The organism is Catenulispora sp. EB89 (genome assembly GCF_041261445.1).
Lineage (GTDB): Bacteria > Actinomycetota > Actinomycetes > Streptomycetales > Catenulisporaceae > Catenulispora.
The window spans coordinates 120,083-134,130 of sequence record NZ_JBGCCU010000017.1; the positions used below are offsets into that span (position 1 = coordinate 120,083).

A 14,048-nucleotide genomic window follows, 5' to 3' on the forward strand; every position below is an offset into this window, starting at 1 on the left:
CGTGGTGGATCCGCACCTCCTGCGCACCTCCTGGGCGAAGGTCGCCCAGCACGGGGAGCAGGTGCCGTTGTTCTTCTACGGCCACCTGTTCCTCAGCCATCCCGAGGTGCGCTCGATGTTCCCGCCCTCGATGGCGGCACAGCGCGACCGCTTGGTCGCCGCCCTCGGAGCCGTCGTGGCCAACGTCGACAACCTCGACGCGGCCGTGCCGTTCCTGCAGGGCCTGGGCCGGGACCACCGCAAGTTCGCGGTGGAGCCCGGCCACTACCCGGCGGTCGGGGCCAGCCTGCTGGCCACCCTGGAGCAGTTCCTGGGCCCGGACTGGACGCCGGCGGTCGCCGAGTCCTGGACCGAGGCCTACGGCATCGTCGCCAAGGTGATGACCGACGCCGCCGCGGAGGCCGCCGAGAGCACCCCGCCGTGGTGGGAGGCCGAGGTGGTGGCGCACGAGATCCTGGGCGGCCGGCGCGACATCGCGCGGGTCACCATCGCCACCCGCCTGCCGTACCCCTACGTCGCCGGGCAGTCCATGACGCTGGAGACGGCGATGGCCCCGGCGCGCTGGCGCTTCTACACCCCGGCCAACCCGCCGCGCCAGGACGGCCTGATCGAACTGCACATCAAGCTGATCGGGACGGTGTCGTGGCAGCTGGTCAACGTCATGGGCGTCGGCGACCGGCTGCGCCTGGGCCCGCCGGTGGGCCACCAGCTCACCCTGGCCTCCACCGCCCCGGGCACCGACCTGCTGATGATCGCCGGCAGCACCGGGCTGGCACCGCTGCGCGCGATCGTCGAGGACCTGGCCCGCACGCCCGACCACGGGCGCCGGGTCACCCTCTTCTACGGCGCCCGCATCGCCAGCGACCTGTACGACCTGCCCCGCCTGGAACAGCTCACCGCGCGCCACGCCTGGCTCACCGTGATCCCCGTGGTCTCCGACGACCACGCCTGGGAGGGCCGGCACGGCCTGGTCGGGGAGGCCGCGGCGGCCTACGGCAACTGGCCGGGGCACGAGGTCTTCATCGTCGGTTCGGCCGGCATGTGCGAGCACGCCGCGGCCCGCTTGAAGGAAGCGGGAGTGATCCCGGGGGCCATCCACCTGGAGGAGAGTCAGCCGTGAGCTTCAGCGAGTACGACGGCACGCCCGGCGGCACCGGAGCCCGGCGTCCGGAACGGCTCAGCGCCGAGCAGATCGACGCCTGGGAGTTCGCCCGGGCCGGCCTGACGCACCGCGGCTACGACGAGGAGGGTGTGCTCCGCTTCAAGCGGCGGGTGCTCGCCGAACTGCAGGCCGCCGCCCAGATCGAGTCCGAGCTGCGGCAGCGCAACGACGAGCTGACCAACCAGCTGCGCACCTCCTACGCCGGCAGCGACCCGGCCAACGGCGGCGCCGCGGCGGCACCGGCGGCCCCCTCGGCCTTCGCCCCGGAGCAGCGGGTGACCGCGGCCGCGGTGAACGCGATCGCGATGGCGCAGCGCCAGGCCGAAGAGCAGATCCGGGCCGCCGAGGAGTACGTCCGCAACGTCACGGAGTACGCCCGCAACCAGTACGCGGTCACGGTGAACGAGGGACACCGGCAGGGACTGCTCGCCGCGGAGTCGGCGTTCCAGCGGCGCAGCGAGCAGCTGTCCTCCAGCCTGAAGTCGCTGGAGCAGCAGCTGGAATTCCTCAAGGCGTTCGGTGTGGCCTTCGGCGTGCAGGTCGAGGGCGCGCTGGAGAAGGCCCGCGAGGAAGTGCACGGCATGATCAAGAACATCCACCAGGCCTTCGACGCGCTGAACCGGAACCCGCCGCAGGGCGCGGGGACCGCCCCGCAGGCCGGCATGCCCGGCATGGCGGGCGTCGGCGGTCCGTACTACGGCTCCGCGCTGCCGGGCGCCGTCTGACACCGGGCAGCTCGGGTCGGTGCGAGCCGGGTCGGTGCGGGTCGGGTCAGCGCGGGTCAGCGCGGGTCCGAACCACGCTCCGCGCTGCCAGGTGCCTCCGACACTGGGCATCGCACGACCAGGCACGATCCCCGAGCCCTGCCTAGGCTGGGAGTCATGACGACAAGGGTTGCCTTCCTGGGGCTCGGGGCCATGGGCGCCCCGATGGCGGCGCGGCTGGTCCGCGCCGGATACGACGTGGCGGTGTGGAACCGGACCGCCGCCCGGGCCGAGCCGCTGGTCGCGCTCGGTGCGCGCGCCGCCGCCGATCCGGCCGAGGCGGTGGCCGGCGCGGAGTTCGTGGTGACGATGCTGGCCGATCCGGAGGCGGTGGCCACGGTGGTCGCGTCCTTCGCCGGCACGCTGCGGCCGGACGCGGTGCTGGTCGAGATGTCCACGGCCGGACCGGAGAGCACCGCCCTGGTCAGGGATCTGATCCCGGACTCGGTCGGCATGGTCGACGCCCCGGTGATGGGCAGCGTGGACCGGGCCGCGGCCGGCACGCTGGCGGTGCTGGCCGGCGGCACGCCGGAGGACCTGGCCCGGACGGCCGAGCTGCTGAAGGTGTTCGGCAGCGTCACCGAATGCGGCGGGCCGGGCAGCGGCGCGGCGCGCAAGCTGGTGCTGATCAGCGGGATCGTCGCCGGGGTGACGGTGGTCGGCGAGGCGCTGGCGCTGGCCGAGCGGCTGGGGGTGCCGGACCCGCACGCGGTGCTGGAGGCCAGTCCGCTGGGCGGGCTGGTGGCCCGCGCCTTCGCCACCGGCGTCGACTTCTCCGCCGAGATGGCCGCGAAGGACCTGCGGCTGGCCGGCGAGCTGCTGGACCTGCCGGTGATGACCGCCGCGCGGCGGGCGCTGGAGTCCGCGCCGGATCAGAACGCCGACCTCGGCGAGGCGGTGCGGGCGCTCAACGAGAAGCGCTGATCCGATCCGGCTACGAGCACGGACCACGAACGGACTCCGAGCACGGAACCGAGCCGCCCCGAAACAGCGGCCCGGCTCCGTGCGCTCAGGGTGCGCCGTGTTTCCTTGTGCTCACTTGTCTTCGGCCACGGTCCCGACCGCGAGCAACGCCCGATACGGCAGCCGCATGACGCCGTCCCCGTCGGTCATCTCGGCGGCGATCCTCAGGTAGTTCTCGCGGAACGCGGCGCGGACCTCAGGGGTCTGCGCCTGGTAGGTCCGGCCGGACGGCCCGACGCCGGACCCCACCGAGATCCACCACTCCTCTGCCGTCGTCTGCTGGTCCCAGTCGATGACGCTGGTCGTGACGTCCTCCAGACCCACCTCGCGGAACAGCCCGGCGAGCCCTTCCTCGGTCCGCGGGTAGTCGTCGGCGAGGACCAGCGGCGGCATCTGCCGCGGGATCCAGCCCTGGGTCTCCGCTCCGGCGCGGGAGAAGACGCTCCGCCCGGCCGAGCGCTCCGCGGGCCACAACGTGAACGCCACGCGCCCGCCGGGCTTGGCGATGGTCCGCAGCGCCCGCATCGCGACCTTCGGCCGCCCGAAGTGGTCGAGCACGAAGTTGCCGACCACGGCGTCGAACGTCGCCGGCTCGAACGGCAGGTCCGGCACGATCGCCAGCACGAACTCCGCCTCCGGCGCCTTCCCGCGCGCCAGGTCGAGCATCGAGGGCTCGGCGTCGACGGCGGTCACCGCCGCGCCGCGGGCGACGGCGGCCCGGGCGACGGTACCGGTCCCGGTGCCGACGTCCAGCAGGGCGCTGCCGGCGGCCACCGCGGCGCCGTCGAGCAGAGCGGGGATCGTGTTCGCGCACATGGAGGCGTAGACGGCTTCGTAGCCGGCGCCGGAGTCGGCCCAGAGCACGCGCTCGGCCTCGTCGAAGGTCGGGGATGGTGTCGCGGAGGTCGAGGGATCTTCGGGCATGGACACGCCGGTAGCCTAGCGGGATGCGCGCACACCAACGGGTGGCTTCCCGCAACGCCAGGTTCCAGCAATGGCAAACCCTGCTCACGAACCGCCAGAAGCGCCAGCGCGCGGGCCGCTTCCTCGTGCAGGGCGTCCGCCCCCTCACCCTGGCCGCCGAACAGGGCTGGCGCATCGAGGAGCTGCTGGTCGACGACGACCGCCGGCTGTCCCGCTGGGCCGAGGAGTTCATCGCGGCCACCGACGCCACCGCCGACGCCGAGGTGATCGCGCTCCCCGCCGACATGCTCGCCGAACTCGGCGAGAAGGACCAGGAGGCGGCCCCGGAACTGCTGGCCGTGGTGGCCATGCCCCCGGACGACCTGACCCGCGTCCCGATCACCGCCGACTTCCTCGGCGTCGCCTTCGACCGCCCCACCCAGCCCGGCAACCTCGGCACCCTGATCCGCTCCGCGGACGCCTTCGGCGCCGGCGGCGTCATCGTCACCGGCCACGCCGCCGACGTCTACGACCCGCGCACCGTGCGCGCCAGCACCGGCTCCCTGTTCGGCCTGCCGACGGTGCGCGCGGAGTCGCACCGCGACGTGCTGGACTGGCTGCGCGGAACCGGCGTGACCGTCGTCGGCACCGACGAGGAAGGCGACACCGACATCGAGGACTACGACTTCTGCGCACCGACCCTGATCGTGGTCGGCAACGAGACCGTCGGCATGAGCAGCGGCTGGCGCGAGGCGTGCGACCGCGTGCTGAGCATCCCCATGCGCGGAACGGCGAGTTCACTGAACGCGGCCAACGCCGCCACGGTGGTTCTGTACGAAGCGGCGCGGCAGCGGCGGGCGGCGAAGTAGTTACGCCGATCGCGTCGTCGAAGGCTTCGAGCTCGGAGGCCGCGACGTTCCCATCGCGCGCGATCGTCGAGGCGGACTACTCGTTCAGGACCGAGTAGAAGATCGGCTGGTGGGGAAGCCGCGGCGGATTTCGGCAAGCAGCGCGGCGACGTACCGGTCCTCAACCTCCTCGACGTGCCCGATGCCCTCGACATCCTCCACGAAGCCCGCCTCGGAAACGTAGGCCACGACCGCATCCCCGCCGCTGAGCAACCGCAACACCGCGATGTTCGGGTGCGGGATGTCGGTGCACGCCTCAGCCGGTTCGACCATGGCGATGGCCGCCGCGATCGCCTCGGCCGTCAGCGGATACGACCTGCTCCCGCTCCGATGCCCGACCACCATCGCCACCGCCACGCCCGGGAGGTAGCCGCCGCGCACGTTCGCGCGCACCACGGCGCCGTCCGGCGTGAGCAGGCCCCACGCCGCCGGCTGCTCCCAGCCGAGGCGTGCTTCCATCGCGGCACGCGCGGCGTCGACCGCCTCGATCGTCTCCCAGCGTTCGGTCACGCGGCCAGGCTACCGGCGCGGGGCGTCCAGACCGTTCTAGCCCAGCCCGTAGACCCTGGTGGCGGTGCCGCCGAACACCGCCTCCCGCTCCGCCTCCGACAGCTCCGAGGTCAGCTGCATCGTCGTTTCCACAACCTGTGGGTAACCGGCGCCCAGCGTGCTCACCGGCCAGTCGCTGCCGAACATCACGCGGTCCGGCCCGAAGGCCTCCAGCACCAGGTCCGAGTACGGCCGCAGGTCCGCGATCGTCCAGCGCTCCACGTCGGCCTCGGTGACCATGCCGGACAGCTTGCACGTCACGTTCGGCAGCTCTGCCAGGGCCCTGATGTCCGAGGCCCACGGCTCCCGCTCGCCGGCGGCGATCCGCGGCTTGCCCAGGTGGTCCAGGACGAACCGCAGGTCCGGCACGGCCTGCGCGACCGCGACGCAGTCCGGGAGCTGGTCCGCGCGCACGATGAGGTCGAAGGCCAGCCCGGCCGAGGCCAGCTGTCGCAGACCCCTGAGCGTGTCGGCCTCGGTCAGCCACCCGCCGTCCGGCAGCTCCTGCACCTGGTGCCGGATGCCGACCAGCCGGCGGCCGCCGGTCCCGGACAGCAGCTCGCTGAGCCGCTCGCCGAAGTTCGGCACGGTGACGTCGGTCCAGCCCACCACCCCGGCGACGAGATCCGACGTCTCGGCGAGCGCCAGCATCTCCGGCGTCTCGTCGACCGCGTGGATGGTCTGCACCAGGACGGTCGCCGAGACCCCGGCGGCCGCGGCCAGCGGCTCCAGGTCGGACAGCAGGAAGCTGCGGCGCAGCGCGGGCAGGTCCGCGGTCCACGCCTGGTCCCGGACGGTCAGATCCCACAGGTGGTGGTGCGCGTCGACGATCCGCATGCTGAGTCAGGCCTCCGAGGGTTCGGGCCGGTCCGGCCGGTCCGCCGGGTCCGGCAGTTCGAAGATCACCGGCAGCGGTTCGTCCCCGCCGGCCAGCGAGAAGTCCCGGAACACCCCGACGCGCGCCTGCCACGCGTGATCCTCGGCCTTGTCCGCCATGAAGGCCTGAAGCCCTTCCCAGTCCTCGCATTCGACGAGGTGGAACAGGTCCACGCCGTTGCGCCAGATCGTCCACGAGCTGCAGCCGCCGGCCCGCAGCAGCTCCGGGATCTCCGGCGGGATGTCGTCGTGGGCTTGTTCGTACCCTGTGACGCCCTCGGGCTTCAGCCGGGTGTGGATGGCGACCCGCACCTGGACCCCCTCATTCATCGAGATTCGTCTTCATCGAGATTCATCGGATCTTTCCCGGAACGGCCGCCGAGTCTAGTGCCTGTTTGCGCCCGGGGAAACGAACACGTCCAATGGCTCAGGTGAAGGACCCGACCGCCGTCAAGGACCACGCCGCGCGCCTCGTCCGCTTCCAGCGCATCGAGGTGGACGCCACGCGCCTGGCCCTGTCCGGCGTCGCGCTGGCGCTGCCGGTGACTGTCGGCGCGGCCACCGGCCACCTCGCCGACGGCCTGACCGCGGTCATGGGCGCGCTGTTGGTCAGCGCCGCCGGACACGAGGGCGGCTGGCGGGCCCGGTGCGTCGACCTCGGCGCCACGGCGGCGGTCGGCGCGCTGGTGGTCTGGCTCGGCGCACTGGTCGGCCGGCACGGGAGCCTGGCCAGCGTCTGGATCGTGGCGGTGGCCGTCGGCGCGGCGCTGGTCGGCGGCATCGGGACGCTCGAAGCGCGGATCGCCGCGAACGCGACCGTGTTCACCGTCATCGGCGCGCATCTGGGCACGGGCCCTGAGTCGCCCGGGCACATCCTGCTCTACGTCGCGCTGGGCATGGCGGCCGCCGCGGCCCTCACCCTCGGCACACACGCCCTCGGCCGTCTGCTCTCACCCCTTTGGCGCAGGGAGTTGGAGGGGCCGCCGGGGCCGGAGTGGCCGTTCAAACGCAGCGTGGAGAAGTGGCGGACGGGACTGCGGACGTGGCACGGCTGGCAGTACGCGGTCCGCCTGGGCACGGCGATGGCCGTGGCCGAAGTGGTCTCCCAGTTCCGGCCCGGCGCGCACACCTACTGGATCGCGCTGACCGTCTCGCTGGTCGTCCTGCGCGACGAGGCCGCGGCCCCGATGCGCGCCCTGGAGCGCGGGCTCGGCACGACGATCGGGGTGCTGGTCGGCGGCGGGCTCATCGGCGTACTGCCGACCTGGGGCATCGTGGCGCTGATCGGCGTCATCGGGGCGGTGCGGCCGTATCTGAAGCTGGCCAACTACACCGCCTACGCGGCCGTGATGACCCCGCTGATCACGATGCTGAACGAGCTCGGCCACGACATCTCCTGGGCCGTGCTGCGGGAACGCGTGCTGGACACGCTGATCGGCTGCGCGATCGGGCTCTGCGTGGGCTACCTGCCGTGGCGGATGTGGTCAAGCAGACAGCGCTGAAGGATAGGGGAACCTAACTCCGGGGAATACGATTTCCGCATATCCGGTTGAAGGGACTGTTGAACCTTCAACTACAGGAGGAACCAGTGAGCCAGATGCAGTTCGGCGTCTTCACCGTCGGAGACGTGACGCCCGACCCCACGACGGGCCGCGCGCCGACCGAGCACGAGCGCATCAAGGCCATGGCCGCCATCGCGGAGCACGCCGAGCAGGCCGGCCTGGACGTGTTCGCCACCGGTGAGCACCACAACCCGCCGTTCGTCCCCTCCTCGCCGACCACGCTGCTCGGCTGGATCGCCGGGCGCACCTCCAAGCTGCTGCTGAGCACCGCGACCACGCTGATCACCACCAACGACCCGGTGAAGATCGCCGAGGACTACGCGATGCTCCAGCACCTCGCCGAGGGCCGCGTGGACCTGATCCTGGGCCGCGGCAACACCGGCCCGGTCTACCCGTGGTTCGGCAAGGACATCCGCGACGGCATCGACCTGGCGCTGGAGAACTACGCGCTGCTGCGGCAGCTGTGGAGCCAGGACGTCGTCGACTGGTCCGGCCGCTTCCGCACGCCGCTGCAGGGCTTCACCGCCACGCCCCGGCCGCTGGACGGCGTCGCGCCCTTCGTCTGGCACGGCTCCATCCGCTCCCCCGAGATCGCCGAGCAGGCCGCGTACTATGGGGACGGTTTCTTCCACAACAACATCTTCTGGCCGAAGGAACACACGCAGCGCATGGTCGCGCTGTACCGTCGGCGCTTCGCACACTACGGGCACGGCACAGAGCAGCAGGCGATCGTCGGTTTGGGCGGCCAGGTGTTCATGCGCGAGAACTCGCAGGACGCGGTGCGCGAGTTCCGTCCGTACTTCGACAACGCCCCGGTGTACGGCCACGGTCCGTCGCTGGAGGAGTTCATGAGGGAGACCCCGCTCACCGTGGGCACGCCGGAGCAGGTGATCGAGCGCACGCTGTCCTTCCGCGACTACGTCGGCGACTACCAGCGCCAGCTGTTCCTGCTGGACCACGCCGGCCTGCCGCTGAAGACGGTGCTGGAGCAGATCGACCTGCTGGGCGAGAAGGTGGTTCCGGTGCTGCGCAAGGAGTTCGCGATCGGCCGGCCGGCCGAGGTCCCGGACGCCCCGACCCACGCGGGTCTGGTGGCCCGGAGCGCCGGAGGCACCACGGGGACGGCCGAGACGCGGGATGATGAGCGGTCGGCTTTGTTCGACACGAAGGAGGCCATCGCACCGTGAGTGCTTACGAGGCGGCGAACAACGGGTTCGGCGACGAGGACTTCGCGCCCTCGGGCGGCAGCGCCTGGTTCGGCGGGACGCCGGGCGCGCTGCCGGCCGGGCCGCTGAACGGGCACGACTTCGGCGCGGTGCCGGGCAGCTTCGGGCCGCGGCCGCCGATGGTGCCGGCCTACGGCCCGGCGCACGGCGAGGGCTTCGCGGCTCCGAGCTTCGCAGAACCCGGATACGCCAACGGCAGCGGGTTCACCGACACCGACGGCACGAACGGCACCAACGGCGTCGCCTACGCCGACCCCGGTTTCGGCGACGCTCAGGCCTTCTCCGACGCCCCCTCCTACGCCCCCGCCGCCCGCCACAGCTTCTCCGCTCCGCCGGCCACCCGCCCCGCGGACCCCACCAGCAGCAGCGCCCTGCTCCCGGCGCTGGCCCACCCGGGCCCGCCGCGGCCCGCCCCGGCCGGCGACGTGCTGCGCCTGGTCGCCGTCACCGCCGGCCTGGGCCAGCCCTCGACCGCGCGCATCCTGGCCGACCGGCTCGCCGACGCGGCCCGCGCGCGGCTCGGCGAGCGCGGGCGCCAGGTGCTCGTCGAGGTCCTGGAGCTGCGCGACCTCGCGCTGGACATCGCCGGCGCGATGGTGGCCGGCTTCCCGGGCGCGAAGCTGCGCGCCGCGCTGGACGCCGTGGAGGGCGCAGACGGCCTGATCGCCGTCAGCCCGATCTACACCGCCAGCTACAGCGGCCTGTTCAAGTCGTTCTTCGACGTCCTGGACAAGGACGCGCTCACCGGCAAGCCGACCCTGATAGCCGCGACCGGCGGCACCGCGCGGCACTCGCTGGCGCTGGACCACGCGTTGCGCCCGATGTTCGCCTACCTGCGCGCGTTCATCGTCCCGACCGCGGTCTTCGCCGCCTCCGAGGACTGGGCCTCGGCCGGGGAGGGCGCGCTGTTCGAGCGCATCGAGCGCTCGGGGAGCGAACTGGCCGACCTGATGGCCGGCGCCCCGGCGGCCGCCCGGCGGCGCCGTGACGAGTTCGAGGACGTCGTGCCCTTCGAGCAGCGGATGGCCGCGCTCAGGTCCGGGCTCTGAGTCGAGCTCTGAGTCGAGCTCTGAGTCGGGCCCTGAGTCGGGCCCTGAGTCGGGCCCTGAGTCGGGCCCTGAGTCGGTCCGGCGGGATCGGCGAGGTACGGCAGAAAGCTCACAGCCGGGCCTTCCCGTGCAGCTCCGGCCAGGTGAGCACCGCCGACCCCCAGGCCAGCCCGGCCCCGATCGAGGTCATCAGCACCCGGTCCCCGGCGGCCAGCAGGCCGGTGTCGTGCGCGTCGGCCAGCGCCAGCGGGATCGACGCCGCGACCGTGTTCCCCACGTCCTCGATGTTCGCCACCACGCGCTCCGCGTCAATCCCCAGCTTCCCCGCCACGCCGTGGATGATGCGGATGTTCGCCTGGTGCGGGACGAACCGCCGCACCGACCCCACGTCCCACCCCGCCTTGTCCAGCACCCGCTTCGAGGACGCCGTCATCTCGCGGACCGCGCGCTGGAAGACCACCGGCCCGTCCATCACCAGATACGGCCGCTGATTCGCCAGCGGCATCCCCAACCGGTCCCGGGCCCCGCCGCCGGGCACCTCCACCGCGGCCACCGCCGAACCGTCGCTGCCCAGGTCGAAGGCCCGCACCGCACCCGGCTCGTCCGGCGAGCCGGCCCGCAGCACCAGGGCCCCGGCACCGTCACCGAAGATCGAGGCGGTGAGCCGGTCCCCGGGATCGACCAGGGTGGTGAACACGTCCGCGCCGATCACCAGCACCCGGTCCGCCATGTGCCCCCGGATCAGCGCGTTCCCCGTGGCCAGGGCGTGCACGAACCCCGCGCACACCGCGTTGACGTCGAACGCCGCGATCCCCGTGTACCCCAGCCGCGAGGCCACCTCCGGCGCCGACGCCGGGCATAATCGGTCCGGGGTCGTGGTCGCCAGCAGCACCACGTCCAGCGCCCCGAACCCGCCCCCGGCCATCTCCAGGGCCCGGGCGCCGGCCTCGACGGCCAGGTCGACCGTGGAGATCCCGTCGGCGACGTGGCGCCGGGCGATGCCCAGCCGCTCCCGGATCCACTCGTCCGTGGTGTCCAGCCGTGAGCTCAGTTCGTTGTTGTCGACGGAGCGGGGCGGTACGCACCCGCCCACTCCCTGGACGACTGCCGCGCGTGTGTTCACACGCTCGATTGTCACGGGCCCGGACCGGACTCACATAGGACTTTCGCGCACAATTCACCCGTAAGGTGCATCTCGGGCTTGTCTCCGCCAGGTTCGCCATCCCATCGTGGGCGATCATGGACTCCCCGTGGATCTTCACCGCCTTCCGCGCCCCGGCCGACCCGGACGCGGCCCCCGAAGCACTCCAGGAGATACGGCATCTGCGTGCCCGGATCCTGTTCGACCAGGGCCGCCGCCCGGCCTTCCGCAGCCACGCCGGCGACGGTTCCGGCGACCGCCCCGGCGACCACCCCGACGCACAGCCCGACGCCCAGCCGCAGGACCACGGCGCCTGGCACTTCGCGGCCCGGCGCGGCCGCGACGGCGTGCACGGACCGCCGCTGGGGTATGTCCGCCTCCTGACACCCGTGACCGCTTCCCTTTACCAGTCCAGGGAATTCCTCGGCGCCGCCCGCTACGACGAGCTCCTGCGCACCGAGCGCCTGGCCCCCGAGGCGGTCTTCGAACACAGCCGGCTGGTCGTCGAGCACCGGGCCCGCAAGCTCGGCCTCGGCCTGCACCTCAACGCCCTGGCCATCGCCGCCGCGCACGAGCTCGGCGCGGCCGCGATGATCGGCACCTCCGGCACCGCCGACGGCCAGGACCGCTTCCACGCGCGCTTCGGCTTCCACCCGGTCCCCGGCACCCGGCGCTACGCCGAGCAGTACACCGAGGACGTCGTCATCCTGCTGCACCGGTCCGCCGAGGGCGCCGGTGAGCACACCGCGCTGGTCGACGACTACCGCCTGCTGTTCCGCTACGACCTGCTGGAGGACGCGGGCCTGGACGAGCTGTCCGGTCTGCTCAGCCTCGGCGCGCACACCGAAGCAGAACCCTCATTCACCATCCCGGTCCCGGTGCGCGGCCCGGTCTCCGGCCAGGCCCCGCCCCGCCGCCTCACCGCGATCGGCCCGTCCGACCCGCACCGCTGGAAGCCGCTGCTGTTCCAGCCCGCCAAGCACGACGACCGGGTCGCGCTGGCCGCGCTCCTGAACACCGGCGCCGTCCGCGAAGTCGCCGACACCATCGAAGCCCAGCTGGAAGAACTGATCCGGGCCCGCGACCCCGGCCGCGTCCTGGACGCCGAGGCGCTGGCCGCGGCCCGCCGGGACCAGCTGGAAGGCGGGCAGCCCTGGGACTACGGCACGTGGGCCTGGTACCCGTGGTCCGGCCGCCTGGTGCACGTCCTGCCGCGCGAGGAGTTCCGCCTGGTCCGCACCGACCGCAACCGCGGCAAGATCGACCGGCCCGAGCAGCGCCGGCTGCTGGACAAGCGGATCGGCGTCATCGGCCTGTCGGTCGGCAACAGCGCCGCGCTGACGCTGGCGCAGGAAGGCGTGGCGGGGGCCTTCAAACTCGCCGACTTCGACACCCTGAGCGTGTCGAACCTGAACCGGCTGCGCGCCGGCCTGCACCAGATCGGCGTGAACAAGGCCGTGCTGGCCGCCCGGCAGATGTTCGAGATCGACCCGTATCTGGACATTGAGATCTTCCCCGGCGGGCTGACCGAGGAGACCGTGAAGGAGTTCTTCCTCGGCGGCCACGGCCCGATCGACCTGCTCGTCGAGGAGTGCGACACGCCGTGGGTGAAGCTCGCGGCCCGCGAGGCCGCCCGGGATCTGGGGGTGCCGGTGGTGATGGACGCCAACGACCGCGGCCTGCTGGACGTCGAGCGCTTCGACCGCGAACCGCACCGGCCGCTGCTGCACGGCCTGCTCGGCGCGCTGACCCCCGAGGACTGCCTGGACCTGACCTTCGCCGAGCGCGTGGACCTGATCCTGGCCATGGTGGACGGCGACCGGATCTCCCCGGCGCTGGCCGCGAGCATCCCGAAGATCGGCCGCACACTGAGCAGCTGGCCGCAGCTCGCCTCCGGGGTGGCGCTCGGAGGCGCGCTGGTGACCGAGGCCGCCAGACGGATCCTGCTCGGCGGCCCCTGCGCGTCCGGCCGGTTCTACATCGACCTGGAGGAGCTGATCGCGCCGGACCGGAACCAGGCGCCGGGTCAGGTACCCGGCCGAGCGCCTGGTCAGGAGTCTCGTGCGGATCAGGCGCCCTGTGCGGATCAGGCGGCGGTCAGCTTGCCCAGCGCCCCGTAGAACCAGACGTTCTCCGCGCCGGCGGCGTCCTCGGGCTTGTCCGGACGCCAGGCCGGCAGGTTCACGATCCCGGGGTCCAGGATCCGGAAGCCTTCGAAGAACCCTGCGATCTCCTCGCGGGTGCGCGGCGACGGGTTCTTCATCACGGCCTGGTACTGGCTCTGGACGTTGCGGACCAGGTCGCCGGTGGCGCCGTCGATGGTGGCGTGGGTCAGCGCCAGGTAGCTGCCCGGCGCGAGCATCCGGCGATACGCGCCCAGCACGCCGGCCGGGTCGTCGCCGTCGTCCACGAAGTGCCAGGCGGCCAGTGCCGTGAGCCCCACCGGCTTGTCGAAGTCGATCAGCGACTTGACGGTGGGGTCGCCCAGCACCCGCTCGGCGTCGATCATGTCGGCCAGCACCGCGCCGGCGTTGTCGTCGCCGCGCAGGATGTAGTTGCTGTGGCTCACGGCCGGCGGGTCGTTGTCGATGTAGACGACCTTCGCGGCCGGGTCCACGGCGTGCGCGAGTTCGTGCACGTAGTTCTGCGTCGGGATCCCGCTGCCCAGGTCCAGGAACTGGCGGACGCCGTCGTCCAGCATCACCCGGATCGCCCGGGCCAGGAAGTAGCGGTTCTGCTGCAGGATCATGCGGCCGTTCGGCTCGATGGCCAGCAGCTGCCGCCCGAAGTCCCGGTCGGGGGCGAAGTTGTGCTTGCCGCCGAGCAGGAAGTCGTACAGCCGCGCGACGCTGAACACGTCGGTGTCGATGTTCGACGGCAGGTCGTCGAAGATCGCGTCCACGTCGTTCCCGGCGTGCGCTCCGGTCGGATCGGTCATCGTCTTC

The 14,048-nt window shown here is 72.5% G+C and carries 14 protein-coding genes; 8 read left to right on the forward strand and 6 right to left on the reverse strand.

Annotation, left to right across the window (positions count from 1 at the left end):
• Position 1: 1 nt before the first annotated feature.
• From ABH920_RS31325 to ABH920_RS31335, 3 genes are all read left to right on the forward strand, one after another.
• Entirely contained in the window at positions 2-1,120 is a 1,119-nt protein-coding gene (locus tag ABH920_RS31325) for a globin domain-containing protein (RefSeq protein ID WP_370352802.1), read from the forward strand.
• The gene (locus tag ABH920_RS31330; protein WP_370352803.1) at positions 1,117-1,887 is read left to right on the forward strand and encodes a hypothetical protein; all 771 of its coding nucleotides are present in this window, start codon (positions 1,117-1,119) and stop codon (positions 1,885-1,887) included. The genes ABH920_RS31325 and ABH920_RS31330 overlap by 4 nt, the downstream gene beginning before the upstream one ends.
• A gap of 138 nt (positions 1,888-2,025) precedes the next feature.
• Complete coding sequence (locus tag ABH920_RS31335; RefSeq protein ID WP_370352916.1) at positions 2,026-2,850, forward strand: NAD(P)-dependent oxidoreductase; 825 nt, start codon at positions 2,026-2,028, stop codon at positions 2,848-2,850.
• A 111-nt stretch (positions 2,851-2,961) separates the two neighbouring features.
• On the opposite strand, the gene ABH920_RS31340 is transcribed toward ABH920_RS31335, so the two are convergent.
• Positions 2,962-3,813, reverse strand: a complete 852-nt coding sequence (locus ABH920_RS31340) for a class I SAM-dependent methyltransferase (RefSeq protein ID WP_370352917.1) — start codon at positions 3,811-3,813, stop codon at positions 2,962-2,964.
• Between the two features lie 23 nt (positions 3,814-3,836).
• Here ABH920_RS31340 and ABH920_RS31345 point away from each other — a divergent pair, with 23 nt between their 5' ends.
• Positions 3,837-4,661, forward strand: coding sequence for a TrmH family RNA methyltransferase (locus tag ABH920_RS31345; protein WP_370352804.1), 825 nt, complete (start codon positions 3,837-3,839; stop codon positions 4,659-4,661).
• An 84-nt stretch (positions 4,662-4,745) separates the two neighbouring features.
• On the opposite strand, the gene ABH920_RS31350 is transcribed toward ABH920_RS31345, so the two are convergent.
• From ABH920_RS31350 to ABH920_RS31360, 3 genes are read right to left on the reverse strand one after another with little or no spacing between them, the layout of a single operon-like run.
• Positions 4,746-5,210: a hypothetical protein gene (locus ABH920_RS31350; RefSeq protein ID WP_370352805.1), complete on the reverse strand. Its 465-nt coding sequence runs from the start codon at positions 5,208-5,210 to the stop codon at positions 4,746-4,748.
• A gap of 36 nt (positions 5,211-5,246) precedes the next feature.
• Positions 5,247-6,086, reverse strand: coding sequence for an amidohydrolase (locus ABH920_RS31355; protein ID WP_370352806.1), 840 nt, complete (start codon positions 6,084-6,086; stop codon positions 5,247-5,249).
• A gap of 6 nt (positions 6,087-6,092) precedes the next feature.
• Positions 6,093-6,455, reverse strand: a complete 363-nt coding sequence (locus tag ABH920_RS31360) for an L-rhamnose mutarotase (protein ID WP_370352807.1) — start codon at positions 6,453-6,455, stop codon at positions 6,093-6,095.
• 101 nt (positions 6,456-6,556) lie between these two features.
• Here ABH920_RS31360 and ABH920_RS31365 point away from each other — a divergent pair, with 101 nt between their 5' ends.
• From ABH920_RS31365 to ABH920_RS31375, 3 genes are all read left to right on the forward strand, one after another.
• Positions 6,557-7,627: an FUSC family protein gene (locus ABH920_RS31365; protein WP_370352808.1), complete on the forward strand. Its 1,071-nt coding sequence runs from the start codon at positions 6,557-6,559 to the stop codon at positions 7,625-7,627.
• Positions 7,628-7,722: 95 nt separating this feature from the next.
• Complete coding sequence (locus tag ABH920_RS31370) at positions 7,723-8,874, forward strand: LLM class flavin-dependent oxidoreductase (RefSeq protein WP_370352918.1); 1,152 nt, start codon at positions 7,723-7,725, stop codon at positions 8,872-8,874.
• A 464-nt stretch (positions 8,875-9,338) separates the two neighbouring features.
• The gene (locus ABH920_RS31375; RefSeq protein WP_370352919.1) at positions 9,339-9,962 is read left to right on the forward strand and encodes an FMN reductase; all 624 of its coding nucleotides are present in this window, start codon (positions 9,339-9,341) and stop codon (positions 9,960-9,962) included.
• 109 nt (positions 9,963-10,071) lie between these two features.
• Here ABH920_RS31375 and ABH920_RS31380 read toward each other — a convergent pair whose 3' ends face one another.
• On the reverse strand, positions 10,072-11,085 hold the full coding sequence (locus ABH920_RS31380) for a beta-ketoacyl-ACP synthase III (RefSeq protein ID WP_370352809.1): 1,014 nt from the start codon (positions 11,083-11,085) through the stop codon (positions 10,072-10,074).
• 116 nt (positions 11,086-11,201) lie between these two features.
• Here ABH920_RS31380 and ABH920_RS31385 point away from each other — a divergent pair, with 116 nt between their 5' ends.
• A complete protein-coding gene (locus tag ABH920_RS31385; RefSeq protein ID WP_370352810.1) occupies positions 11,202-13,223 on the forward strand; it encodes a ThiF family adenylyltransferase in 2,022 nt (673 codons plus the stop codon).
• Here ABH920_RS31385 and ABH920_RS31390 read toward each other — a convergent pair.
• The gene (locus ABH920_RS31390; RefSeq protein ID WP_370352811.1) at positions 13,190-14,041 is read right to left on the reverse strand and encodes an SAM-dependent methyltransferase; all 852 of its coding nucleotides are present in this window, start codon (positions 14,039-14,041) and stop codon (positions 13,190-13,192) included. The two genes, ABH920_RS31385 and ABH920_RS31390, sit on opposite strands and share 34 nt — an antisense overlap.
• Positions 14,042-14,048: the final 7 nt, after the last annotated feature.